The 22836-nt window shown below is 46.4% G+C and carries 20 protein-coding genes; 3 read left to right on the top strand and 17 right to left on the bottom strand.

The features are described 5' to 3' along the window. Positions 1-10: 10 nt before the first annotated feature. The 14 genes from pnpS to QMA01_RS06925 all read right to left on the bottom strand — a co-directional run bounded on the left by pnpS (position 11) and on the right by QMA01_RS06925 (position 16709). A complete protein-coding gene (pnpS, locus tag QMA01_RS06860; RefSeq protein ID WP_191716035.1) occupies positions 11-1408 on the bottom strand; it encodes a two-component system histidine kinase PnpS in 1398 nt (465 codons plus the stop codon). Further along, complete coding sequence (locus QMA01_RS06865; protein WP_191716036.1) at positions 1405-2112, bottom strand: response regulator transcription factor; 708 nt, start codon at positions 2110-2112, stop codon at positions 1405-1407. The genes pnpS and QMA01_RS06865 overlap by 4 nt, the downstream gene beginning before the upstream one ends. Before the next feature lie 83 nt (positions 2113-2195). Continuing rightward, positions 2196-2633, bottom strand: a complete 438-nt coding sequence (locus QMA01_RS06870) for a MaoC/PaaZ C-terminal domain-containing protein (RefSeq protein ID WP_191716037.1) — start codon at positions 2631-2633, stop codon at positions 2196-2198. A 157-nt stretch (positions 2634-2790) separates the two neighbouring features. Continuing rightward, positions 2791-3729, bottom strand: a complete 939-nt coding sequence (mdh, locus tag QMA01_RS06875) for a malate dehydrogenase (protein WP_191716038.1) — start codon at positions 3727-3729, stop codon at positions 2791-2793. Between the two features lie 327 nt (positions 3730-4056). Then, positions 4057-5325, bottom strand: coding sequence for an NADP-dependent isocitrate dehydrogenase (gene icd / locus QMA01_RS06880; protein WP_191716039.1), 1269 nt, complete (start codon positions 5323-5325; stop codon positions 4057-4059). Between the two features lie 94 nt (positions 5326-5419). Beyond that, the gene (gene citZ, locus QMA01_RS06885) at positions 5420-6535 is read right to left on the bottom strand and encodes a citrate synthase (protein WP_290214590.1); all 1116 of its coding nucleotides are present in this window, start codon (positions 6533-6535) and stop codon (positions 5420-5422) included. Between the two features lie 187 nt (positions 6536-6722). Beyond that, positions 6723-7109 carry an FxsA family protein gene (locus QMA01_RS06890; protein ID WP_191716749.1) on the bottom strand — a complete coding sequence of 129 codons (387 nt, stop codon included), beginning with the start codon at positions 7107-7109 and terminating at the stop codon, positions 6723-6725. 81 nt (positions 7110-7190) lie between these two features. After that, complete coding sequence (gene pyk, locus QMA01_RS06895; RefSeq protein ID WP_290214591.1) at positions 7191-8951, bottom strand: pyruvate kinase; 1761 nt, start codon at positions 8949-8951, stop codon at positions 7191-7193. Between the two features lie 22 nt (positions 8952-8973). Further along, positions 8974-9933, bottom strand: coding sequence for a 6-phosphofructokinase (pfkA, locus tag QMA01_RS06900; RefSeq protein ID WP_203341177.1), 960 nt, complete (start codon positions 9931-9933; stop codon positions 8974-8976). Between the two features lie 175 nt (positions 9934-10108). Next, the gene (gene accA, locus QMA01_RS06905) at positions 10109-11077 is read right to left on the bottom strand and encodes an acetyl-CoA carboxylase carboxyl transferase subunit alpha (RefSeq protein ID WP_290186942.1); all 969 of its coding nucleotides are present in this window, start codon (positions 11075-11077) and stop codon (positions 10109-10111) included. Continuing rightward, complete coding sequence (accD, locus tag QMA01_RS06910; protein ID WP_191716745.1) at positions 11070-11942, bottom strand: acetyl-CoA carboxylase, carboxyltransferase subunit beta; 873 nt, start codon at positions 11940-11942, stop codon at positions 11070-11072. Before accD ends, accA begins: the two co-directional genes overlap by 8 nt. Then, complete coding sequence (locus QMA01_RS06915) at positions 11926-12576, bottom strand: FadR/GntR family transcriptional regulator (RefSeq protein ID WP_203341179.1); 651 nt, start codon at positions 12574-12576, stop codon at positions 11926-11928. The genes accD and QMA01_RS06915 overlap by 17 nt, the downstream gene beginning before the upstream one ends. 113 nt (positions 12577-12689) lie before the next feature. Beyond that, positions 12690-15746: a DNA polymerase III subunit alpha gene (dnaE, locus tag QMA01_RS06920; protein ID WP_290187069.1), complete on the bottom strand. Its 3057-nt coding sequence runs from the start codon at positions 15744-15746 to the stop codon at positions 12690-12692. An 18-nt stretch (positions 15747-15764) separates the two neighbouring features. Further along, complete coding sequence (locus QMA01_RS06925; RefSeq protein WP_290214592.1) at positions 15765-16709, bottom strand: DHH family phosphoesterase; 945 nt, start codon at positions 16707-16709, stop codon at positions 15765-15767. Positions 16710-16801: 92 nt separating this feature from the next. Between QMA01_RS06925 and QMA01_RS06930 the strand changes: the two genes are divergently transcribed. Next, positions 16802-17107: a YtpI family protein gene (locus QMA01_RS06930; protein WP_290186947.1), complete on the top strand. Its 306-nt coding sequence runs from the start codon at positions 16802-16804 to the stop codon at positions 17105-17107. Between the two features lie 92 nt (positions 17108-17199). On the opposite strand, the gene QMA01_RS06935 is transcribed toward QMA01_RS06930, so the two are convergent. Then, positions 17200-18507, bottom strand: a complete 1308-nt coding sequence (locus QMA01_RS06935) for a DRTGG domain-containing protein (RefSeq protein ID WP_191716740.1) — start codon at positions 18505-18507, stop codon at positions 17200-17202. Between the two features lie 418 nt (positions 18508-18925). Next, the gene (locus QMA01_RS06940; protein WP_290214593.1) at positions 18926-19606 is read right to left on the bottom strand and encodes a metal-dependent hydrolase; all 681 of its coding nucleotides are present in this window, start codon (positions 19604-19606) and stop codon (positions 18926-18928) included. A gap of 191 nt (positions 19607-19797) precedes the next feature. Between QMA01_RS06940 and QMA01_RS06945 the strand changes: the two genes are divergently transcribed. Then, on the top strand, positions 19798-20895 hold the full coding sequence (locus QMA01_RS06945; protein WP_290186950.1) for a M24 family metallopeptidase: 1098 nt from the start codon (positions 19798-19800) through the stop codon (positions 20893-20895). 39 nt (positions 20896-20934) lie between these two features. Here the strand turns inward: QMA01_RS06945 and ald are convergent, their stop codons facing one another. Next, a complete protein-coding gene (gene ald, locus QMA01_RS06950; protein WP_290214594.1) occupies positions 20935-22053 on the bottom strand; it encodes an alanine dehydrogenase in 1119 nt (372 codons plus the stop codon). 250 nt (positions 22054-22303) lie between these two features. Between ald and QMA01_RS06955 the strand changes: the two genes are divergently transcribed. Continuing rightward, on the top strand, positions 22304-22810 hold the full coding sequence (locus tag QMA01_RS06955) for a universal stress protein (protein ID WP_191716736.1): 507 nt from the start codon (positions 22304-22306) through the stop codon (positions 22808-22810). Positions 22811-22836 lie beyond the last annotated feature (26 nt).

Consider the following 22836-nt stretch of genomic DNA (forward strand, 5'->3'; position numbering starts at 1 on the left):
TCCTCCTAAATTAACTAGCCAATGGCAAATAAATGGTGAATGTCGTGCCGACGCCAACTTCACTGTCGACTTCCACTTTTCCATGATGCGCCTCGATTAAATGTTTGACAATGGAGAGACCCAGACCGGTGCCGCCTGAATTGCGGCTGCGTGCACGGTCAACACGGTAAAAACGCTCAAATAAACGGCCGATTTCTGAGCTTTCAATACCGATTCCTTGGTCTGCCACTTGAATGACGGCTTGCTCGCCTTTAACGAAAAGCCGGATATTGATTTCTGTATTGGCACTAGAATATGTAACAGCATTGATCAATAGATTCATGATCACTTGAATTAACCGGTTAGCGTCACCGAATACAGTGGCCGGCCTTACATCCAGCTTTAAGCGGATCGATTTTTCATCAAGTTTCGGTTGAATCATTTCGACTGCCCGTTTAATGACCGCTTTCATATCCGTCGGCTGGGCTTTGACGTCAAATCCACTTTGTTCAACTCTTGATAAGTCCAACAAGTCATTAATGAGCATCTCCAGCCGGTTGCTTTCGGTATGGACAATTTCCAGAAACGACAATAACGTTTCTGTATCTTTATAGGCACCATCAAGCAGCGTTTCTGAAAATCCTTTAATGGAAGTGACCGGCGTCCGAAGTTCATGGGAAACGTTTGCGACAAAATCTTTGCGGATCTGTTCCAACCGCTTCAGTTCCGTAATATCATGGAAGACAATTACAATGCCAAGCCAGCGCTGATGTTCTCCGATTACCGGCGCCCCGTATACGTTTAAATTTTTCAAGGTTAACCCCGACATAAATTCAATTTGGGCACGGGAATGGGTTTCCGTCATGAACACATCTTCAATAAAGCTTTCTAATTCTATTGGGATTCGAAGCTCTTTGTAGAACTTGCCCATGACATGATCAGGAGCCAAATCGAATTCTTCCAGAAATGGTTTATTGACAAGTGAAATGCCTCCTTGCCGATCAATCATGATCAACGCGCTGCCCATATTTTCAATCAGTGTTTTCAACCGTTCCTGTTCCATGATACGGACTGCTGTAATTTCCTGCAAATTTCGCGCTAGTACATTGATGGTCCGGCTTAATCCAACACTGCTTTGTGCATTTGATTCAGATGCACGTGCCCGGTAATTTCCTTTTACCAATTCCATAGCCGTCTCTGTGGCATTTTCAATCGGTTTGATATGGACATCGATGATTCTGCTGCCCACGATGCCTGAAAACACCAAAGCTGCCGCAAATGCCAAAAATAAAACAAGCCAGATATTCGAATTATCCTCAGTACCTTCGTAGAATTGCAGTATCTGAAGCACGATCATGAACAGACCCGTAAGCATCGTTCCAATCCACACCAGCAAGGTGAGCAACAGCCGATGCCGAAAAGATTTCATGAGCTTTTCGGCTCCTCAAACTTATAGCCTAATCCCCTGATCGTTTTGATGAAGGTCGGTTTCCGGCTGTTTTCTTCTATCTTATCGCGCAAATGGCTGATATGGACGTCAACAATGCGAGTATCTCCTGCAAAATCATATTTCCAAACAGCACTCAGCAACTGATCCCGTGTTAACACACGATTTTTATTTTCCATCAAATAGACCAGAAGCTCAAATTCTTTAGGCGTAAATTCCAACTGCTCCTTATTGAGAAATACTTCGAATCGATCAGGATAAACATCCAATTTTCCGAGAGAAATCGGTGCGGATGAATCCTGTTGCGGAGTCGGGACATTGTTCGCTCTTCTCAACACCGCTTTAATGCGCGCAACTACTTCTCTTGGACTGAACGGTTTGGTCATGTAATCGTCCGCTCCCAATTCCAGACCCAAGACTTTATCGAACTCATCACCTTTTGCAGTCAACATAATAATCGGTGTATTGATTTTTTGCTGGCGCAGCGATTTACAGACTTCTACGCCATCCATTGATGGAAGCATGAGATCCAAGACAATCAAAGATGGATTCTCGCTCAGAGCCAAATCGTAGCCCTGTTTGCCATCGTTGGCGATAATAGTTTCAAAACCCGCTTGGACAAGGTTATAGGATAATAAGGTTGCAATTGAATGTTCATCTTCAATGATCAATATTTTCTTCAGCATTTTACATCCTCCACACTCAGTTTGAAACCCCCATCTCAAACCGCGTCAGAAATTATCTATTGCATAAGTTGTTACTTGTTCCCCTATTGCGGTGGGTTAGCTGTGATTTGACCTTGAACCACGACATCCCCGTGTTCATCGCTTCCTTGAACTTGGATGACAACCTCATTATGCTTGATATCCACTTCGGTGACTTCCAATAAAAAATCAATCGTCGCGTAATGGTGGACGGGTTTTAAAAACTTCAGCTCCTGTCCGGTAATATACGAACCGGGGCCCGGTATATATTTGGAAACCGCTGATGTAAGAATGCCCGTCAACATAATATTCGGCACCACAGGCTTTTCAAAAGCGGTTTGCGCCGCAAAATCGTGTTGAATATACAGCGGATTGCTGTCATTAGTCAAACCCAGATAAAGAAGAAGATCTTTGTCTTCAATTTTTTCTGTCAGTTTCAGTTTTTCTCCGATTTTGATGTCTTCTACTCGCCGGCCTAATTTCCGCTTTTTCCCAAGCAACAAATAACATCCCTCCAATTAACTTGATACTCTTATAGTATCAAGTTAATCAATGAAAGTGCAAGCGCCCAAGGTACCGGGAACATTTGAATGCAGAGGGCTGCCGATTTTTAAGGACAGAAAAACGGACAGGAGTTCCCCTGTCCGCTTCGCACATTGCCTATGCCAATACTTTCATGACCGCTTTAACCGAATTGGCTGACTGGTTCAACAATGTTTTTTCTTCTTCATTCAAATCAATTTCAATTATTTTTTCAATGCCGCCCGCACCCAAAATGGTTGGCACACCTAAGTAGATGCCATTCAATCCATACTCGCCTTCCAAATAAGCGATGGACGGCAGGATGCGGCGCTGGTCTTTGATGATGGCCTCTGCCATTTCAACCAGTGATGCGGCAGGTGCGTAATAAGCTGAACCATTCCCCAACAGATTGACGATTTCAGCTCCGCCTTTGCGCGTGCGCTCCACAATTTCATCTAAGCGCTCTTTTGCAATCATCGACTCCAGTGGGATTCCACCAGCATAAGAATACCTCACAAGCGGTACCATGTCATCACCATGTCCTCCTAGCACGAATCCAGTCACATCTTTGACTGAAATGTTCAATTCTTCAGCTACGAACGTGCGGAAACGTGCGGAATCCAGGACGCCCGATTGTCCGATAACACGTTCTTTCGGAAAGCCGGATGCCTGGAAAACCGTGTACGTCATGGCATCAACAGGATTTGTCAGAACGATGATTGTCGTCTCCGGAGAGTACTTCACAATATCCGCTGTAACAGCTTTCATGACTTTCTGGTTGGTTTGGACCAAATCATCCCGGCTCATGCCAGGTTTACGGGCAATCCCAGCTGTGATGATGACCAGATCTGAATCCTTGGTATCTTCGTAATTGGATGTGCCTGATACGCGGGCATCGAATCCTTGTACAGGACCAGCCTCCGCCATATCCAAAGCCTTTCCTTTTGCCGGATTTTCCATCGGAGGAATATCAACCAACACGACATCTCCCAGCTCTTTTTGAGCCAATAGGAATGCCGTTGTCGCCCCGGTGAAGCCAGAACCAATCACTGAAATCTTTTTACGCTTGAATGTCATGAACGATCTCTCCTTTAACAGTAGTTGAGTTGAAATAAAACATCTTCTTCCCGTGGCAGCTGCTGCCGCTTTGGGTACAGCGAAGCCAGTTGCTCCTAAGCAAGCAGCGCGCGTCGCTATAATAATTTAGTAAGAAAGATGTATGTTTTCTTTCTTTACCCTAAAGGAATTCGACCAAAACAGCGGACATCCCAAAAGGAGCATGACAGCCTGTTAACAAATGGCCAGCAGTGAAAACCGACAAACGTTCTGGTGAATATTTATCAGAAATAATTGCGACAAAAAAAGGAGGGGAAAATCCCCCTCCTTTTTGCTTGTCATTTACTCTTATAGGTTTTTGATCAATTCATCAGCAAACTCAGAGCATTTCACTTCTGTAGCGCCGTCCATTAGACGAGCAAAGTCATAAGTTACAACTTTAGAAGCAATTGTTTTCTCCATAGAGTTTGTGATCATTTTAGCAGCTTCTCCCCATCCTAGGTGTTCAAGCATCAATACACCTGAAAGGATAACTGAAGAAGGGTTTACTTTATCAAGGCCAGCATATTTAGGAGCTGTTCCGTGAGTTGCTTCGAAAATCGCATGTCCAGTATCATAGTTGATGTTCGCTCCAGGAGCAATACCAATTCCGCCTACTTGAGCAGCCAAAGCATCAGAGATGTAATCTCCGTTCAAGTTCATTGTTGCAACAACATCGAACTCGCTTGGGCGTGTAAGGATTTGTTGAAGGAAGATATCAGCGATTGAATCTTTAACAAGGATTTTACCTGAAGCAAGTGCTTCTTCCTGTGCTTTGTTCGCAGCGTCTGTACCTTTTTCATCTTTAATTGCATCATATTCGTTCCATGTAAATACTTTATCGCCGAATTCTTGTTCAGCCACTTCATAGCCCCAGTTTTTGAAAGCTCCTTCAGTGAACTTCATGATGTTACCTTTGTGAACTAGTGTCAATGATTCGCGGCCTTCAGAAATTGCATAGTTGATTGCAGCGCGCACTAAACGTTTTGTTCCATCTTCTGAAATCGGTTTGATGCCGATACCTGAAGACTCAGGGAAACGGATGTTTTTAACGCCCATTTCATCCTGTAGGAATGAAATCAATTTTTTCACTTCATCTGAACCGTTAGCGTATTCGATACCAGCATAGATATCTTCAGTGTTTTCGCGGAAAATAACCATGTCCGTGTCTTCAGGACGTTTTACCGGTGAAGGTACGCCGTCGAAGTAACGAACTGGACGCAAGCAAGTGTACAAATCAAGTTCCTGGCGAAGTGCTACGTTCAATGAACGGATACCGCCGCCGATTGGCGTAGTAAGAGGTCCTTTGATAGCGATCAAGTACTCACGGATTACTTCAAGAGTTTCTTCAGGAAGCCATTCTCCTGTTTCGTCGAATGCTTTTTGTCCTGCAAGAACTTCTTTCCAGACAATTGATTTTTCACCGTTATAAGCTTTTGTTACTGCTTCTTCTAAAACGCGTGAAGCTGCATTCCAGATATCCGGTCCTGTTCCGTCACCGATAATATAAGGGATTACTGCGTTATTTGGAACATTCAAGACACCGTTTTCTACTGAAATTTTTTCGCCGTTAGTCATTTGTAATTTCCTCCTGTGGTCAAAGTCATAGGGCTGCACCAAGAGTGCTAGCCCTATGAGTTATATTTTTTTGTGGATCTGAAATGAATACTCCTTAGCGTTCTTCAACCGGTACATACGTCTGCATGCCAGGCCCGATGTATTCCGCACGCGGGCGGATCAGGCGGTTGTTCGAATACTGCTCAAGGATATGTGCCAGCCAGCCCGATGTGCGGGAAACCGCAAAGATCGGCGTGAACAGGTCATGTTCGATGTTCAGGCTGTGGTAAACCGATGCCGAGTAGAAATCGACGTTCGGCGGCAGGTTCTTCTGGCCAGTAACGATTTCGTGGATCTTCACGGACATGTCGTACCATTTTTCTTCGCCGCGGATCTGCGTCAATTTCTGGGACATTTCACGCAAGTGCTTCGCACGCGGGTCGCCATTGCGGTAGACACGGTGGCCGAAGCCCATGATTTTTTCTTTGTTCGCCAGTTTTTCGTTGATGACCGCTTCCACGTTGTCGACAGAACCGATTTCCGTCAGCATCTTCATCACCTGTTCGTTGGCGCCGCCGTGAAGCGGGCCTTTCAAGGCGCCGATGGCTGCCGTGACGCCGGAATAGACGTCAGACAATGTTGCCACAGCCACACGCGCCGTGAACGTCGATGCGTTCAATTCGTGGTCGGCATGAAGCACCAACGCTTTGTTGAACGCTTCTTCTTCCACTGCTTCCGGCAGGTTGCCGGACAGCATGTACAGGAAGTTCGCCGCAAAGCTCAAGTCCGATTTGGGTGCAATCGGATCCTGGCCATTGCGGATGCGGCCGAAAGCCGTCACAAGCGTCGAAATCTTCGCCTGGATCTTGATGGCTTTGCGGTAGTTCGCTTCCGGCTCCATTACTTCTGCCTCTTCGTCGAACAGGCCAAGCATGGAAACTGCCGTGCGGAGTGCCGCCATCGGGTGAACCGATTTGATGTCGTATGTTTTAAAGTGGTCCAGCACAGCCTGTGGAACCGCCATGTTGTCTGCCAATTGCTGCTTCAGTTCCGCCAATTCGTCTGCTTTTGGCAACCGTTGGTGCCACAGCAGATAAATCACTTCTTCAAAGCTCGCGTTTACGGCCAAGTCATCAATATCGTAGCCGACATATGTAAGTGTGTCATCAATGATCGAGCTGATCGCGGATTGGGTTGCTACTACACCTTCTAAACCTTTTGACGATGTCATTTAAATCGCTCCTTCTTCAGTTTGATTCATCATTCCAAAAAAAAATGCAGAATGATGTCTCATCTGCGTTTATGAACTTCTGTTTTTATTCCCTTACTTAGCCATTATAATCAACTTTGTAGAATTTGTGAATGGAAACGCTTATAGAATTTAAATTTCCTTTCAAAATCCATGGAAATACCCGGTATTATCCAACGATAACCCGGGTATTTTTCATTTTTTTGTGGATTATTCGGTAAATGAATGGCTTATACATTTTCTGAGTAGGACTGAAAAGCATCGTAAACCCGACTGCATCAGAAATGAAGCCTGGTGTCAGCAACAAAATACCGCCCACCAGAATGAATGCCGCATTCAATAATTGATCCCCAGGAGCTTGAAAACTATTCATGCCATCCTGGATATCCTTTAATGCTTTTAGACCTTGCTTTTTGGCAAGAAAAGCGCCAAGCAAGCCGGTCGCCACAATGATTGCCATTGTTGCAAAGAATCCGAGCTTGCCTCCAGCCCAAATCAGCAAAGCCAATTCCAAAGTCGGTACTATGATCAAGGCCAAGAAAATCCATTTCATCATGTTGACCGGCCTCCTTCTTCTTTACTTTCCTTTGATGCTTTAACGGAGAGCAAAACTCCCTGCTAACTGATTCTCTATTACTTAAAGGACACTCGCGTGGCCATGATAAACTATGCCGGTTTCCGCATCCATTGTAATATCATAGTTGTTCTTAATCAATGAAGTTGCTTCTTTGACACCAACGATTACCGGAATGCCAAGGCTCAAACCGACAACTGCGGCATGGCTCGTCAATCCGCCTTCTTCTGTAATGAGGCCAGCACACTTATTAATAGCCGGCATCATGTCGCGGTCGCTGCCGATCGTAACAATGATTTTGCCTTCTACATCGACTGCCAGCGCTTCTTCTGCGTTTTTGACCACAACAGTTTCACCGAAAGCGACTGTTTTGCCGATTCCCTGTCCTTTTGCAAGGATATCGCCGATTACATGCACTTTCATCAAGTTGGTCGTTCCGGCTTGCCCGACTGGAACGCCCGCCGTAATGACGACAAGATCACCGTGTTTGACATAGCCGTGTTTCAAACTTTCATCCACAGCTTTTTCCAGCAATTCATCCGTCGATTCAACAGACGACCCGACGATTGGCTGAACGCCCCAAACCAATGTTAACTTACGAGCAGGTATATCGGAAGACGTGACAGCAATGATTGGCGCTCCCGGACGGTATTTGGAAATCATTTTAGCAGTTGTTCCGCTTTCCGTCGGTGCAATGATCGCCTGAACTTTCAAGTTCAGTGCAGTGTAGGCAACTGCCTGTCCAATCGCTTCAGTCATATTCGACTCTTTTTCTTTTCTTCTGGTTGAGACGATTTGTTTATAATTCAGTGCCGCTTCCGTTGTTTCTGCGATGCGGTGCATTGTTTCAACAGATTCGATCGGATACAGCCCCGCTGCCGTTTCACCTGACAACATAATAGCGTCTGTGCCATCAAAAATTGCATTGGCCACATCACTTGCTTCTGCACGTGTCGGACGTGGATTGCGTTGCATGGAATCGAGCATCTGTGTAGCTGTAATAACCGGTTTTCCAGCGCTGTTGCATTTATCGATCAATGACTTCTGAACCAATGGCACTTCTTCTGCCGGAATTTCTACACCAAGATCTCCGCGCGCCACCATCAGACCGTCAGATACCATGATGATTTCATCAATGTTGTCGACGCCTTCCTGGTTTTCGATTTTCGGGATGATTTGGATATGGGCTCCGCCGTTTTTCTCAAGAAGCCCTCTGATGTCTAAGACAGCGGCAGCATTTCTGACAAAAGAAGCAGCTACGAAGTCAACTTTTTGTTCAATACCGAATAAAATATCCTGGGCATCTTTTTCAGTGATTCCCGGCAACTGAACTGAAACTCCTGGAACATTGACGCCTTTTTTGGTTTTCAAAGTTCCGGCATTTTCAACTATCGTGTGGATAATTCCATTTACTTTATCCAGGCTTTCCACGCGCAGTTCAATCAGTCCGTCATCAAGCAAAATGATAGATCCAGCATCTACATCTTCAATCAATTGATCATACGTAATAGAGAATCTTTCAGGAGTCCCCACTACTTCCGTCATGGAGATTTCAATTTTTTGGCCCGTTACCAATTCGATTGAATCGTTCTCCATTTGATGCGTACGGATTTCCGGCCCTTTTGTGTCCAATAGGATGCCGACAATTTTACCCGCTTTATCTGCCGCTTCACGGATCCGTTTGATGCGCAGTGCATGCTCTTCATGGTTACCGTGTGAAAAGTTCAAACGGGCGACGTTCATGCCCGCTTCAATTAAACGTTCAAGCAGTTCAGGTGATTCACTTGCTGGTCCGATTGTGCAGACGATTTTCGTTTTTCTCAATAAACTCACTCCATTTACCGTATTAAATTGCCAATTCTTTAGATAAAGTATACAAACTCATATCCGCATTATGCTCAGCAGTGAATGCTTCTGTCATATCATAGTCTACCACCTGATGATTTTTCATGCCAATAGCTCGTCCTCCAGCACCGGTAAGCAAAACTTCCACTGCCCGTGCGCCAAACAAACTGCCAAGGACACGATCTCGGGCAGTCGGTGATCCACCGCGTTGAATATGGCCGAGTACCGACACGCGTGTTTCTATATCCGCCTTCTCTTTAATGAGCTCAGCCAGTTCATTGCCGCCCATGACTCCTTCCGCCACAATGATGATGCTGTGGCGCTTGCCTCGGTTGCGGCCTTTTTGGAGACGATCGACCATGTCATCGATATCATAGCTGTCTTCCGGAATGAGGATGGTTTCTGCACCGCCGGCCAGACCTGCCCACAAAGCCAAATCACCGGCATCGCGGCCCATCACTTCGACGATGAACGTCCGTTCGTGGCTTGTCGCGGTATCACGGATTTTATCAATCGCTTCGATAACAGTATTCAATGCCGTATCAAATCCAATGGTGTAGTCGGTTCCCGGAATGTCATTGTCGATGGTTCCCGGAACGCCTACGCATGGAAATCCTCTTTTTGTCAATGCCATCGCTCCACGATAAGAACCGTCGCCCCCAATGACTACTAGCCCTTCAAGACCTTCTTTGCGCATGTTTTCAATCGCTTTTAATTGGCCTTCTTCGGTGCGAAACTCCTCGCAGCGTGCGGAATATAATTTAGTTCCGCCACGCTGGATAATGTCTCCCACATCTCCTGCTTCCAGCTTTTTGATGGTGCCTTCGATCAGGCCCTGATACCCGGAATAAACCCCAGCTACTTCAATGCCATGGAAAATCCCTTTACGGACAACTGCCCGAACAGCTGCATTCATGCCCGGCGAATCTCCTCCGCTGGTCAACACTCCAATTTTCTTCATTGATATACCCCTCCTGCAGTCCATTTACTCTGTTTACCTTACCACGCCAAGGCGTTGCTGTCAGTCCTGAATAGCCTTTAAACTTGTTAAGATTTTGTTTGCAAAATCCAAAGCTTATTTAATTCAGGTGCCTCAATTTTCCGAAAACAAAAAGAACCGCCGAGGCGGTTCTCCATCATTCACTGAAAACACCGATTGATTTGAACTTCCGGTAACGCTGGTCAATCAGTTCTTCAGAGGTCATGCCATTCAATTCCTCAAGGGAACGGCGGATCGCCTCAGAAATGATTGCCGCCTGCCGCTGTGGATCATGATGTGCACCACCGCGCACTTCCGGAATCATGTGTTCAATTATCTTCATTTCCAACAAGTCGGGTGCAGTGATTTTCATGGCTTCAGCTGCTGTTTGCGCAAGAGCCGAATCTTTCCATAAAATCGATGCCGCGCCTTCAGGCGAGATAACCGAGAAAGTTGAGTTTTCCAGCATCAAAATCTGGTTGCCGACGCCAAGTGCCAATGCGCCCCCGCTACCTCCTTCACCGATGACAATAGATAGGACAGGAACTTCCAGCCCGGCCATTTCCACAAGGTTCCGCGCAATCGCTTCGCTTTGCCCACGTTCTTCAGCTGCTTTACCCGGATACGCCCCTTTCGTGTCTATCAGGCAAATGATCGGACGCTTGAATTTCTCCGCCTGCTTCATCAAGCGCAAAGCTTTCCGGTAGCCTTCAGGATGCGGCATGCCGAAATTCCGTCTGACATTCTCTTTCGTATCTTTGCCGCGCTGATGGCCGATAATCGTAACCGGCTGGCCGTGAAAAGAAGCGATTCCACTGACGATCGCTTCATCGTCCCCGTAAAGGCGATCGCCATGCAATTCGATAAAGTCATTAAAAATCAATGGGATATAGTCGAGAGTAGTCGGCCGTTCCGGATGGCGAGCCACTTGGACACGGTCCCAAGGTTTCATGTTTTCGTATATCTCTTCTTCAAGCTTGGAGAACCTGTCTTCCAGAGACTTGATTTCCGAACTCAAATCAACTTCGGCATTCGCTGTATACTCCTTCAGCTCTGAGATTTTTGTTCTCAGCTGAATAAGCGGTTCTTCAAAAGGCATTGTTTTTTTTCCGTTTTTCTTAGCCATTGGTCACGGCTCCTTTCGTGTGGAGACGCACAATCGTCGCCAGCGTATCTTTCATTGACGCCCGGTGAACGACTGCATCCAGTTGTCCGTGGGCCAGTAAAAATTCAGCAGTCTGAAAGTCTTCCGGCAATTTCTCGCGCACGGTCTGTTCAATAACCCGGCGTCCTGCAAAACCGATCAATGCTTTTGGTTCAGCGATATTGATATCCCCCACTGATGCAAAACTTGCGGAAACGCCGCCTGTTGTCGGATGCGTCAGAACTGAGACAAAAAGCAGGCCTTCGTTGCTGTGGCGTTTCAAAGCCACACTGGTTTTTGCCATCTGCATCAACGACAGAACGCCTTCTTGCATACGTGCTCCACCGCTCGCTGTAAAAATGATAAAAGGCAATTTGCGCTCAGTAGCTGCTTCAATGGCACGCGTAATCTTCTCTCCAACAACCGACCCCATAGAACCCATCCGGAAATGGGAATCCATAATCGCTACTACAATCGGATGGCCAAACAGCTGGCCGGTACCAGTCAAGACCGCTTCATTCAAACCGGTTTTTTCACTGTCTGCCTGGACTTTTTCTGTATAGCCAGGAAAGCCGAGTGGGTTTTCCGATTTTAAATGATCGTCCATCGATTCGAAGCTTCCGGCATCCAGCAAACTATTGACACGTTCATAAGCAGTCATCTTAAAATGATGGTCGCATTTTGGACAAACCTTATTATTTTTATCTAAATCCTTCGTCAATGTAATTTCTTTGCAGGAAGGACATTTAGTCATCAAGCCTTCTGGGACATCCTTTGCAGATTTCGTAGGTATGGTCGCCTCTTTGCTGTCTTTATTGCGTTTAAAAATATCACGAATCATTGCCATTGCGTATTCTCTCCTTTTGTAGCCATTCATTCCAGGCCCGAAACTCCCGAACGGCCGTCTCTGCATCTTGCTGCTCAATTGCAGTAAGTATATGGTTCATGTGTTCAATTTCATCAGAAGTGACAGTTCCATCATATGGATTTCCGCTGTATTGCTTCAATAGAAACCAGATTTTCAATGACAATCGATTGCCCGACAGCACCATCAGTTCACGGACAAAGTCTTCTCGCTGAAAGCTGTCGTTTGTAAGGTGCAGCCGAAAACTGTCCCAGACCTTCATTTGGCTGGCTGCTTCATTTTGGCAAATAGACTGGATCGCGGCCACTTCATGGAGCAAGCGCGTTTCCCAGACATCTTTATGCGACTGATTGTCCTGCAGGACGAACGTCGACAACACCTCAACCAATGTATGGTTGCGATGGTCAGACAGAAATGTACCTTCACCTCTGCGCGTTTCGATCAACCCAAGCAATTCCAAACTGCGCAATGCTTCCCGCAGCGTTGAGCGACCTACTTGCATGGTTTCGGCCAATTCCCTTTCAGATGGAATGCGGTCACCCGGCTTGATTTTTTCCTGCCGGATCATATCACGAATGTCCCTGACTATATCCAAATACCGTTTAGTTTGATTCATGACAGTTCCTCAGTTCCCATTTTTTTGAAAGTGGTCTGACCACTCATATTCTATACCTTACAAAAAAAATATGGCTACGTAAAGAAAAAACTGCTTTTCTTTTAGAAAAGCAGTCAGGTTTCTATATTCTTGCAGATAATCGCTGTTTTATGGTTGCGGTTTTCGACTTGCCCCTGAATTTCGAGGATGGCATGGGACTCAAGAAGAAGGTTGTATTTGGCATATTCCACTGGAAACAATGTGACAGAAGCTGGACCAGTTTCATCCACTAAGGTCACAAATGCCATAGCATCTCCTTTTTTTGTCCGGATCCGTTTAATATCTTCCACCATTCCAAGTACCCTAACCGATTCACGGTCCCGTTTTGTATGAAGTGATTTCAGTTCATTATAGGATTTCTGCCTTTCTTCTTTTTCCCGTTCAACCGGATGCTTAGACAAATAAAAGCCCAGCACTTCTTTTTCGTAATCGAGTTTCAGACTTTCCGGGAGTTCCGTTGCTTTGGTGTATTTCGGTTTCATGAAGCTCGACCCCATATCATCAAATAGGCCGGGGTCTTCATTCGGCTTAACCAGTTCAGCATGTTTGATGGCGCTATCCAGCGATGCCAGCAAAACACTGCGGTCATACCCAAAGTCATCCAAAGCTCCTGCTTTGATCAAGGGTTCAAACGATTTCCTGTTGAAATGCAAGGCTGAAATCCGTTCGGCAATATTGAACAGGCTGCTGAACGGCCCATCTTCTCTTGCGTTCAGCAACGCTTTGATCGTTGTTCCCGGAACTCCTTTTACCGCATTCAACCCAATCCGGATCTTGCCGTCTTCTACAGAAAAGGAATGGCGGCTTTGCTGAACAGAAGGCGGCAGCAATGGAATTTTATTATCTTTGATTTCCTGCAGCAACTGTCTCGTTTTATCCGCATTCCCCGCGCTGTTGCCCAACAACCCGGTATAGAAATGAACCGGATAATGGGTCTTCACATAGCTCAGCTGATAGGAAATGATGCTGTAGGCGACGGCATGGCTTTTCGGAAAACCGTAATCCGCGAAACGGACAATCAAATCGTAGACTTCTGATGCTTCCGCTTCTGTAAAACCTTTCGCTTTGGCTCCAAGGGCAAAATGCGCGCGTTCTTGATCCAAAATCTCGCGTTTCTTTTTGCTGACTGCACGCCGCAACAAGTCGGCTTCTCCCAAAGAAAAGCCGGCCATCTTCGCTGCAATGTGCATAATCTGTTCCTGATAAACGATGACGCCATAAGTCTCGCTTAAAATGGGTTCCAGAATCGGGTGGACATATTTCACAGTTTCCTGCTTGTGTTTCCGTCTTGCATATAACGGAATGAATTCCATTGGGCCTGGCCGGAACAAAGCATTTACTGCGACGATGTCACCGAATGCCGTGGGTTTAATTTGACGGAGCGCCCCGCGCATGCCCTCGGATTCCAATTGGAAGACACCGGTTGTATCGCCAGCAGCCAGCAGCTTGAACGTTTCAGCATCCGTCAACGGAATATTCCGGTAGTCTATCCGTTTTTTCGTATCCCAATAAATCAAGTTGCGGATTTGTTCCAGGATCGTTAAATTGCGCAGACCCAAAAAGTCCATTTTCAGTAAGCCGATCGCTTCCAGTTCCTGCATAGGCCATTGCGTCAAATAAATGCCTTCATGCCCTTTTTCGATCGGGACATGGTCAACCAGCGGCGATGGACTTAAAATCACTCCTGCTGCATGGGTTGAAGCATGGCGCGGCAGCCCTTCCAATTTCAGTGCTGTCTTGAACCAAGTTTTGCGCTCTTCCCGCTCCATGATCCAGCTCTCCAAAGTCTGCGATTCTTTGAGGGCCAACCGGAGCGTAGTGCCTGGACGATTCGGAATCATTTTCGAAATCGCATCCAGCTCTTCAGCTTCAAAACCGAACACGCGGGCTGTATCACGGGCAACAGCTTTTGCCGATAAGGTGCCGAAGGTGATAATTTGGGCGGTTCGGACCGCTCCATATTTTTCCGCTACATATTCCACTACTTCGTGCCGTCTGTGATCCGCAAAATCAATATCGATATCGGGCAGCGTTACGCGTTCTGGATTCAAGAAGCGTTCAAACAGCAAACCGTGTTCGAGAGGATCCACATCTGTGATTTTCAGTGAATACGCCACAAGCGAACTGGCCGAAGATCCACGCCCAGGGCCTGTCATGATGCCCTGGTCTTTGGCATATTTCATGAAATCCGAAACAATGAGGAAATAATCGATAAATCCCATCGTTCCAATCACAGACAACTCATAATCCAATCGGTCCTGATAGTCCCGTGAATAGCCGGGGACCCGTTCAGCCAACCCCGATTTGCACAACTCTGCAATAAAAGCCGCTTTGTCGGTTTCTTTCGGCAATGGGAATACTGGCAGCAGTTGGCGGTTCATCGGAATCGTCAACTGGCAGCTTTTCAAGACATCCGCTGTTCGCTGGAACCATTCCGGACGGTCAGCGAACCAGGACTCGAACTCTTGTCGGCTCGGCACATAGGCATTGGTGTGCTCAGGTTTCTTTCTTTCCGGATCTTCCATCTTCAAGCCCTGGCCAATGGCCGATGCCACTTCATAGGCAAATGCATCTTGTTGGTGCAGGTAACGGCTTTCCTGTGAAGCGATAATCGGTAAGCCCATATTTTCGCAGATGCCGACAAATGCAGGTTCATGTTCCGATGTTATTCCGCCTGGCCGTTCAATGCTTCCAAAAGCTGCTGAGCCGAATAAATGCTTAACGTATTCAAATACCAGGCTGCGGTCGGTCAATAACCATTCTGTCTTATTGGGAATAACACAAATCAACCCTTCTCGATAGGCTTTGAGCCATTGCTCAGGGATGGCCTCTTTGTCTCTTGTCGACAAGGCACTGGAGATTTTCAGCAAATTGCCGTAGCCTTTATTCGATTGGGCATATAAAACGACCGGATAGGATTGCTCTTCGTATTCGATAGCCGCCGAAAGGCCGACCACCCCATGGATGCCGGCACGGCGGCATGCTTCCCAAAAAGGAAGAATACCATATAATTTGGTGTTGACGATTGCGGCTGAAGCGGCTCCTTGTTCCTTCAGATATGGGAAAAGTTCGTCAAGGCGTACCGTGCTTTTCAGCAAATCAGCCGATGTGCTTATATGCGGATAAACCATTGACAACCGACTCCCTCCTTAGTTTGCAGCAGCACAGATTTCGGCAAGGCGTGCGATAACCTGGTCAGCTTCCTGCCATGAATAAGCAGTTGCACCGGATGCCAACGGATGTCCTCCGCCTCCGAATTCCTTCGCTAGTGTATTGATGATCGGCCCTTTTGAGCGCAGGCGTACACGGATTTCAGTGTCTTCTTCAATCAAGATGACCCACGCTTTCATGCCTTTTACATTGCCGAGCGATCCGACCAGCAAAGAGGTGTCGGTTGCCGTTACGTCAAATTCCTTGAGAATATCCTTGGTGATTTTAACATGGGCCGCACCGTTTTCATCCATTTTGAAGTTTTGGTACATATAGCCCTGCAAATGCAATAATTTGCGGTCCATTTCATACATGCCGTTATGCAATGCGTTGCGGTCAAAATCGTATTTGATAAGTTCGCCTGCAACCGCAAATGTTTTTTGTGTCGTACTTGGGAACAGGAAACGTCCCGTGTCTCCAATAATTCCTGCATACAGCAGACGGGCTGCTTTTGCCGTCATCGTCCAGCCCTCGTGGTCACGCCCATATGTAAATAACTCGTAGATCAATTCAGAAGCGGAACTTGCGGTCGTATCAACGGAAACAATGTCGCCGTAAGCATCATCATTCGGGTGGTGATCGATTTTAATGAGCTTGGCACCCGTCTTGTAGCGCTGATCGTCCACACGCTCCGTATTCGCCGTATCGGTCACGATCACCAATGCGCCTTCAAAATCCTGATCTTCTACCAGATCAGGAAAGTCCAGGAAGTCCATTGTGTAATCATGGGTGCCGGCAGCCAGGATGCGTTTGTCCGGATAATTGTGTTCCAAAATATATTTCAGGCCAAGCTGTGAACCATAGGCATCCGGGTCTGGGCGCACATGGCGGTGAATGATAATGGTACTGTATTGTTTAATTGTGTCGATGATTTGACTGTTCATTTCCGAGTTCCTCCATTTATAAGGAAATCCATTCGCAATTTTGCTCAATTCTCAGTACAATGAAAATGAGTTTTGGAATTCAGGAGGTCCCTATGTTAATATTCGTTGTTTTAATCATTGTATCATTTGTCGTTTATTTTTATAACAAAACCAAGCAATTCCGCACCCGCTCCGTTTTGCCGATACGCAAAAAATGGTACGCAGCACGCGCATCCATGGCTTTGGGTAGTTTTGTCACTTTATTCGGCATTAATCAGCTATTCGTTTTCCAGAGCACGGTCACCTACATCGTCTCAGCTATTTTCATCGTCCTTGGCTTAGCGCTTATGTATTACAATTACAAAGCAGCACGCCATTACCAAACATTCCTGGAGGAAGAAGCGGACTTGAACCCGTAAGCCCCTTTTTCTCCTTAGGAATGTTCAGGCAGCAGATGCACTCGATCATCGAGTGTTCCTGCTGCCTTTTTTATGGATGGAATTCACTTATCTCAACGGTCCAACAATTGGAAAGTCAAAATGGCTTTACCGACGATTTCATTTTCCAGGGAAACTTCCACTTCTACTTTGGCCGATTTTCGGCTGATGTCGAGAATCTGGGGTTTGACGAATACCAAGGTATCCAATTGGACCGGCTTCAGGAAATAAACAGACATGTTTTCCAACACACTGTCTTTTCGGTTTTTGGTTTTCAGCGCCGCTCCTGCCGCTTCCGTCAAGATCATCGTATAGGCACCATGGGAAATCGAGCCATAAGCATTGGTCATTTGCGGCGTTACCCGGAATTCCAACATCAATTTATCGCCCGTCTGCTGATGCAGCTGGCTTTTGATGATGTCATCAATCGTTTCGCCTTGCTGCGGCTGGCGTTGGGCGGTTTGAATCGCTTTCAGGACATCCTGCCTGCTGATGACCCCTTTTAATTTGCCGTGGTCATCTGCGACCGGCAGTAAATCGATGCCTTCCCAAATCATACGGTGCCCAGCAGCGGCCACACTGGTTTGCATCGAAACTGTGATTGGATCTTTGGTCATCGCTTTTTCAACCAAATCCGTCGGCTGATGGCCGATAACATCTCTTGATGTGATGATTCCCACCAGTTTATTGGAATGATCGACGACCGGAAAACCGCCATGGGTCGTTTCTTCATTCAAATCATGGTAACGGCTGATCGGATCTTTTACATTCAAATGTGCCGTCACTTCCAACGGAATCAAAATATCTTCAATCAATAGAATTTCTTTTTTGATCAATTGATCGTAAATGGCACGGTTGATCATGGTCGCTACAGTAAAGGTGTCATAGCTTGTCGAAATGACCGGCAGTTCAAATTCATCCGCCAGTTTTTTCACCCCTTCAGATGCTTCAAACCCGCCTGTCACAAGTACTGCCGCTCCGGCTCGCAATGCATATTCATGTGCTTTGTAACGATTTCCGACAATCAGCAGATTGCCGGCTTCGGTATAGCGCATCATGTCTTCCAGCTGCATAGCCCCAATAACGAATTTATTGAGGGATTTATGCAATCCGGCTCTGCCGCCCAATACCTGGCCATCAACAATATTGACGATTTCAGCATAGGTCAGCCGCTCAATGTTCTCTTTTTTCTTGCGTTCGATGCGAATGGTTCCGACACGTTCAATCGTCGACACCAATCGTTTCGTCTCCGCTTCTTTGATAGCCCGGTAAGCGGTACCTTCACTGACCTGCAAATCTTTCGCAATGCGCCGCACGGAAATTTTTTCCCCTACCGCTAAAGTTTCAATATAATCCAATATCTGTTCATGTTTAGTCGCCATGATTTCACCCATTCTTTCTACGTAGCTGTACATTATAGTGTAGCATAATTACAAGAAAAGTGGAGACGGGCGTCCTGGTCCGACAGGCGTAAGACGATCTGGCTGAGCGGCGTTTTTTCAGCCGAACTGCCAGAGGGGCTTACGTACCGAGGAACAGCCCGTCGCAACTGGACAATCGAAAAGTGGAGACGGGCGATGGAAGGCAACCTAAGACCGCGACTTCCTGTCGCAACGGTTACCTGACCCACTTCCTGTTGGCCTCCGACAGGCAAGAGATGGGGCAAGATTAGTTGACCCATCTCATTGCGACGAAGCGCGCAGTGCTGCAGGAGCAGGGGGTTTTGCCAGACCAGCAAAACTGTTCCCGGAGTCCATGAAAAACCCCGAAAAGCCTCTGCTCTTCGGGGTTTTGTACTTATTATAATTCGATGCTGCCACCTGGCTGCAGAATATTCACTTCTGCACCTTTTACCAGTGACTTGAAATGCTCCGGATCTTGTTTGATTGGCGGGAACGTATTGTAATGGATCGGCACCACTACTTTCGGCTTTAACAATTCAACCGCATACGCTGCATCTTCCGGCCCCATAGTGAAAAAATCGCCGATGGGCACAAACGCTACATCAATTTCATTGCGTTCCCCAAGAATTTTCATGTCACCGAAAACTTCGGTATCGCCGGCATGGTAAACTGTCTTGCCTTCAGCCTTAAAGAGGATTCCGGCTGGCATACCGCCGTATACCACTTCACCTTCTTCAGTAGTATAGGAAGAACTATGAAATGCTTTTGTGAATTTCACTACGCCAAAATCAAATTCATGTGCGCCGCCCAGATTCATTCCAGCAGCACTCACTCCCTGGCTGCCCAAATAATTAGCCAACTCAACTGGCGCCACAACTTGTGCATTATTGCTTTTTGCCAATTCCACAGTATCTCCAACATGGTCGTTATGTGCATGCGTCAATAAAATCGCCGTGGGTTTTTCATCCCCTACTTTCAAGTCTGTCAATTCGTTGCCGTTGATGAACGGGTCGATTAAAATCGTGTGCTCACCCGTTTTGATTTTTACAATGGAATGTCCGTGATATGAGATGTGCATGAAATCCCTCCAAAAAGTTTTTAAATAATGATGGATATAAGAGCTGAACTGGTTCTTTCTGATAAAAGCTGACAAAATGTCTTCATCCTGTTTTCGGGCTGATTGAATGGTGAAGCGCTGGTTAATTCAACTCACATAGCTGTTTTATACCCTGATTTTTGATATGCTACACATGTAGAGGAGGAATACATATGACCAAAATCAAGCAATTACAGAATTATTTAAAGGAACAATCAATCGATGCGGCGTTCATCACCGATCCTTATAACGTCTTTTACGTCAGCGGTTTCCAAAGCAACCCGCATGAACGCCTGCTGGGTGTAATGGTCTTCGCTGAAGCTGAGCCATTTCTGATCTGTCCGAAAATGGAAATGCCCGACGCAAAAAACGCAGGATGGACGGGCGAAATCATCGGGCACGAAGATACACAGAACTCTATGGAAATCCTGTTCAACACCGTCCAATCGCGTGGAGTTGAAGTGAAGGCATTGGCAATCGAAAAAGCGCATATGACGGTTGACCGTTACGATGCCATTCTTTCATTATTCGGCTCGCTCCAAATTGTCCAAATGGATGACCAGCTGAATGCTATGCGGGTCATCAAAGACAATGCAGAACTTCAGATTTTGCGTGAAGCGGCAGCATTGGCTGATTATGCCATCGAAGTTGCGGCCAAAACAATTAAAGAAGGCATCACCGAAGTTGAAGTGATGACTGAAATTGAATTGGCTTTGAAAAAACGCGGCGTAACCCATATGTCTTTCGATACGACCGTATTGGCTGGAGATAAGGCCGCGTCGCCTCACGGCAAAACCGGTGACCGGAAACTGCAGAATGGTGATTTGGTTTTATTCGACCTTGGCGTTGTCCATAAAGGCTATTGTTCGGACATCACCCGCACATTGGCACTTGGTGAACCAGGCGAAGAGCAGAAAAAAGTATATGAGATTGTCTTGAAAGCTGAAACGGCTGCACTCGAAGCCGTCAAACCAGGTGTTACTGCAGCTGAACTCGACCAGATTTCACGTAAGGTCATTACGGATGCAGGATACGGTGACTATTTCACGCACCGCCTGGGACATGGCCTCGGCATCTCCGTGCATGAATTCCCTTCTATCCACGGTGCGAATCCGATGAAGATGGAAAAAGGGATGGTCTTTACTTTGGAGCCTGGCATTTACGTTCCCGGCACAGTCGGCGTTCGCATCGAAGACGATGTGGCGGTTACAGAAGACGGCTATGAAGTGTTGACGAAATTCCCGAAAGAACTTCAGATCATTACAAATTAATTATAAAAATGGCATCGGATTTTCTCCGATGCCATTTTTTTATTTCCCTAATATCTCGTCGACTGACTTATATTCCAGTCCCTGATCAGCAGCCACTGCCTGGTAGGTGACATGGCCCCCCAATGTATTTACTCCTTTTTTCAAAGCTTCGTTTTCGGAGATTGCTTTTGCAAATCCTTTATTCGCGATCTGCACGGCGTAGGGTACTGTAACGTTCGTCAAACCAATTGTTGAAGTTCTGGGAACAGCACCGGGCATATTCGCGACTGCATAATGAACGACTCCATGTTTCACATAGGTCGGTTCATCGTGGGTCGTGATGCGATCACTGGTTTCAAAAATTCCGCCTTGGTCAATCGCGATATCAACCACCACGGAACCCGGATTCATGGATTTGATCATGTCTTCTTTCACCAATTTAGGTGCTTTCGCCCCCGGAATCAAAACAGCTCCAATAACCAAATCCGCCTTTTTCACGGATTCTGCAATATTCAGCGGATTGGACATCAAGGTCTGTACATCCTGACCGAACTGGTCATCCAATTGACGCAAGCGATCGGGATTCAAATCCAGGATCGTCACATTCGCCCCCATTCCAACGGCTACTTTTGCAGCGTTGGTTCCCGCTACACCTGCACCGATTATGGCAACATTCCCTCGGCCGACGCCGGGAATACCGCCTAGCAGAATCCCTGCACCGCCGTGTATCTTCTCGAGGAACTGAGCTCCGATCTGCGTGGACATCCGGCCTGCCACTTCACTCATTGGTGTCAGCAACGGCAAGGAATTGTTGGGCAACTGCACCGTTTCGTACGCAATGCCTGTCACTTTAGCTTCCAGCAATGCCTGAGTCAACTCTTTTTCAGGCGCTAGATGCAGATAGGTGAACAGAATCAGTCCTTCCCGGAAATAACGGTACTCTTCCTGGACGGGTTCTTTTACTTTCATGACCATTTCCTGTGCCCAGGCTTCGTCCGCTGTTTCAACAATTTTCGCACCAGCTGCACTGTAATCTTCATCGGTAAAACCGGAACCCAGACCAGCGCCCGACTGAATAAATACATCATGCCCATGAACTTCAAGATTGACTACGCCGGCCGGTGTCATGGCTATTCTGTTTTCATTGTTCTTTACTTCTTTCGGTACACCAATTCGCATTTCGAAACCCTCCATCATTTTAAGTAGTTTAATCCGGTACAATAGATTGTTTATTCTGATATCTACTTTATTCTATCAGACTTCACTTGTTTCCGCTGTCATATCAGCTGCCCTCCTTTCTGATGCTGTTACCAGAAGGACTCATCACCGTCTTTAATTTGACAAATATTCAGTAAAATTAACTTCAATTTAGAAGGAACTCTTGCAGTTATAGCGAATAGTATAAGTAGAGACAAAGGAGGAATGTAGGATGACATTAAAGTATAGTCAGATTCTTGTAGCAGTAGACGGGTCAAAAGAAGCGGAATGGGCATTCAAAAAATCGGTCGGCATAGCTGAGCGGAACAATGCCACATTAAATTTGGTGAACGTAATCGACACCCGCTCATTTGCAGCAATTGAAGCATATGACCGCTCCATCGCCGACCGCGCCCAAAAATTCGCCGAAGACCTGCTGGAAGATTATAAGAAAGAAGCTTTAGCAGGCGGGGTTCAAAAAGTGAATATTGTTGTTGATTATGGTTCTCCAAAAACAATGATTTCAAGAGAGTTGGCTCAAAAAGTGGAAGCAGACCTAATCGTCTGTGGTGCTACCGGATTAAATGCAGTTGAACGTTTCTTAATCGGAAGCGTATCTGAACACATTGTCCGTTCTGCAAAATGCGATGTTTTGGTCGTCCGTACAGAAGAAGCCCAAAACGATGCTCCCGATGAATATTATTCAGAAGACAAATCAGGTAAACCTGAAAACTTCTAAAATAACAGACGAAAAAAGCCTCTCAC

Origin of the sequence: Planococcus notacanthi, assembly GCF_030407825.1 — a bacterium.
Taxonomy (GTDB): Bacteria; Bacillota; Bacilli; order Bacillales_A; family Planococcaceae; genus Planococcus; species Planococcus notacanthi.

Bases quoted from the DNA above. Each gene is read 5' to 3' on its own strand.
- icd (WP_191716039.1), bottom strand. From the start codon at position 5,325: ATGACTAACGGCGAAAAAATTTCAGTAGAAAACGGTGTCTTGAATGTT.
- ald (WP_290214594.1), bottom strand. From the start codon at position 22,053: ATGCGAATTGGTGTACCGAAAGAAGTAAAGAACAATGAAAACAGAATA.
- QMA01_RS06890 (WP_191716749.1), bottom strand. From the start codon at position 7,109: ATGATGAAATGGATTTTCTTGGCCTTGATCATAGTACCGACTTTGGAA.
- mdh (WP_191716038.1), bottom strand. From the start codon at position 3,729: ATGACATTCAAGCGTAAAAAGATTTCAGTGATTGGTTCTGGCTTCACC.
- dnaE (WP_290187069.1), bottom strand. From the start codon at position 15,746: ATGGTTTATCCGCATATAAGCACATCGGCTGATTTGCTGAAAAGCACG.
- accD (WP_191716745.1), bottom strand. From the start codon at position 11,942: ATGGCAATGATTCGTGATATTTTTAAACGCAATAAAGACAGCAAAGAG.
- pnpS (WP_191716035.1), bottom strand. From the start codon at position 1,408: ATGAAATCTTTTCGGCATCGGCTGTTGCTCACCTTGCTGGTGTGGATT.
- QMA01_RS06940 (WP_290214593.1), bottom strand. From the start codon at position 19,606: ATGCACATCTCATATCACGGACATTCCATTGTAAAAATCAAAACGGGT.
- QMA01_RS06955 (WP_191716736.1), top strand. From the start codon at position 22,304: ATGACATTAAAGTATAGTCAGATTCTTGTAGCAGTAGACGGGTCAAAA.
- QMA01_RS06935 (WP_191716740.1), bottom strand. From the start codon at position 18,507: ATGGCGACTAAACATGAACAGATATTGGATTATATTGAAACTTTAGCG.
- pfkA (WP_203341177.1), bottom strand. From the start codon at position 9,933: ATGAAGAAAATTGGAGTGTTGACCAGCGGAGGAGATTCGCCGGGCATG.
- citZ (WP_290214590.1), bottom strand. From the start codon at position 6,535: ATGACATCGTCAAAAGGTTTAGAAGGTGTAGTAGCAACCCAATCCGCG.
- accA (WP_290186942.1), bottom strand. From the start codon at position 11,077: ATGGCTAAGAAAAACGGAAAAAAAACAATGCCTTTTGAAGAACCGCTT.
- QMA01_RS06945 (WP_290186950.1), top strand. From the start codon at position 19,798: ATGACCAAAATCAAGCAATTACAGAATTATTTAAAGGAACAATCAATC.
- QMA01_RS06930 (WP_290186947.1), top strand. From the start codon at position 16,802: ATGTTAATATTCGTTGTTTTAATCATTGTATCATTTGTCGTTTATTTT.
- QMA01_RS06915 (WP_203341179.1), bottom strand. From the start codon at position 12,576: ATGAATCAAACTAAACGGTATTTGGATATAGTCAGGGACATTCGTGAT.
- QMA01_RS06925 (WP_290214592.1), bottom strand. From the start codon at position 16,709: ATGAACAGTCAAATCATCGACACAATTAAACAATACAGTACCATTATC.
- QMA01_RS06865 (WP_191716036.1), bottom strand. From the start codon at position 2,112: ATGCTGAAGAAAATATTGATCATTGAAGATGAACATTCAATTGCAACC.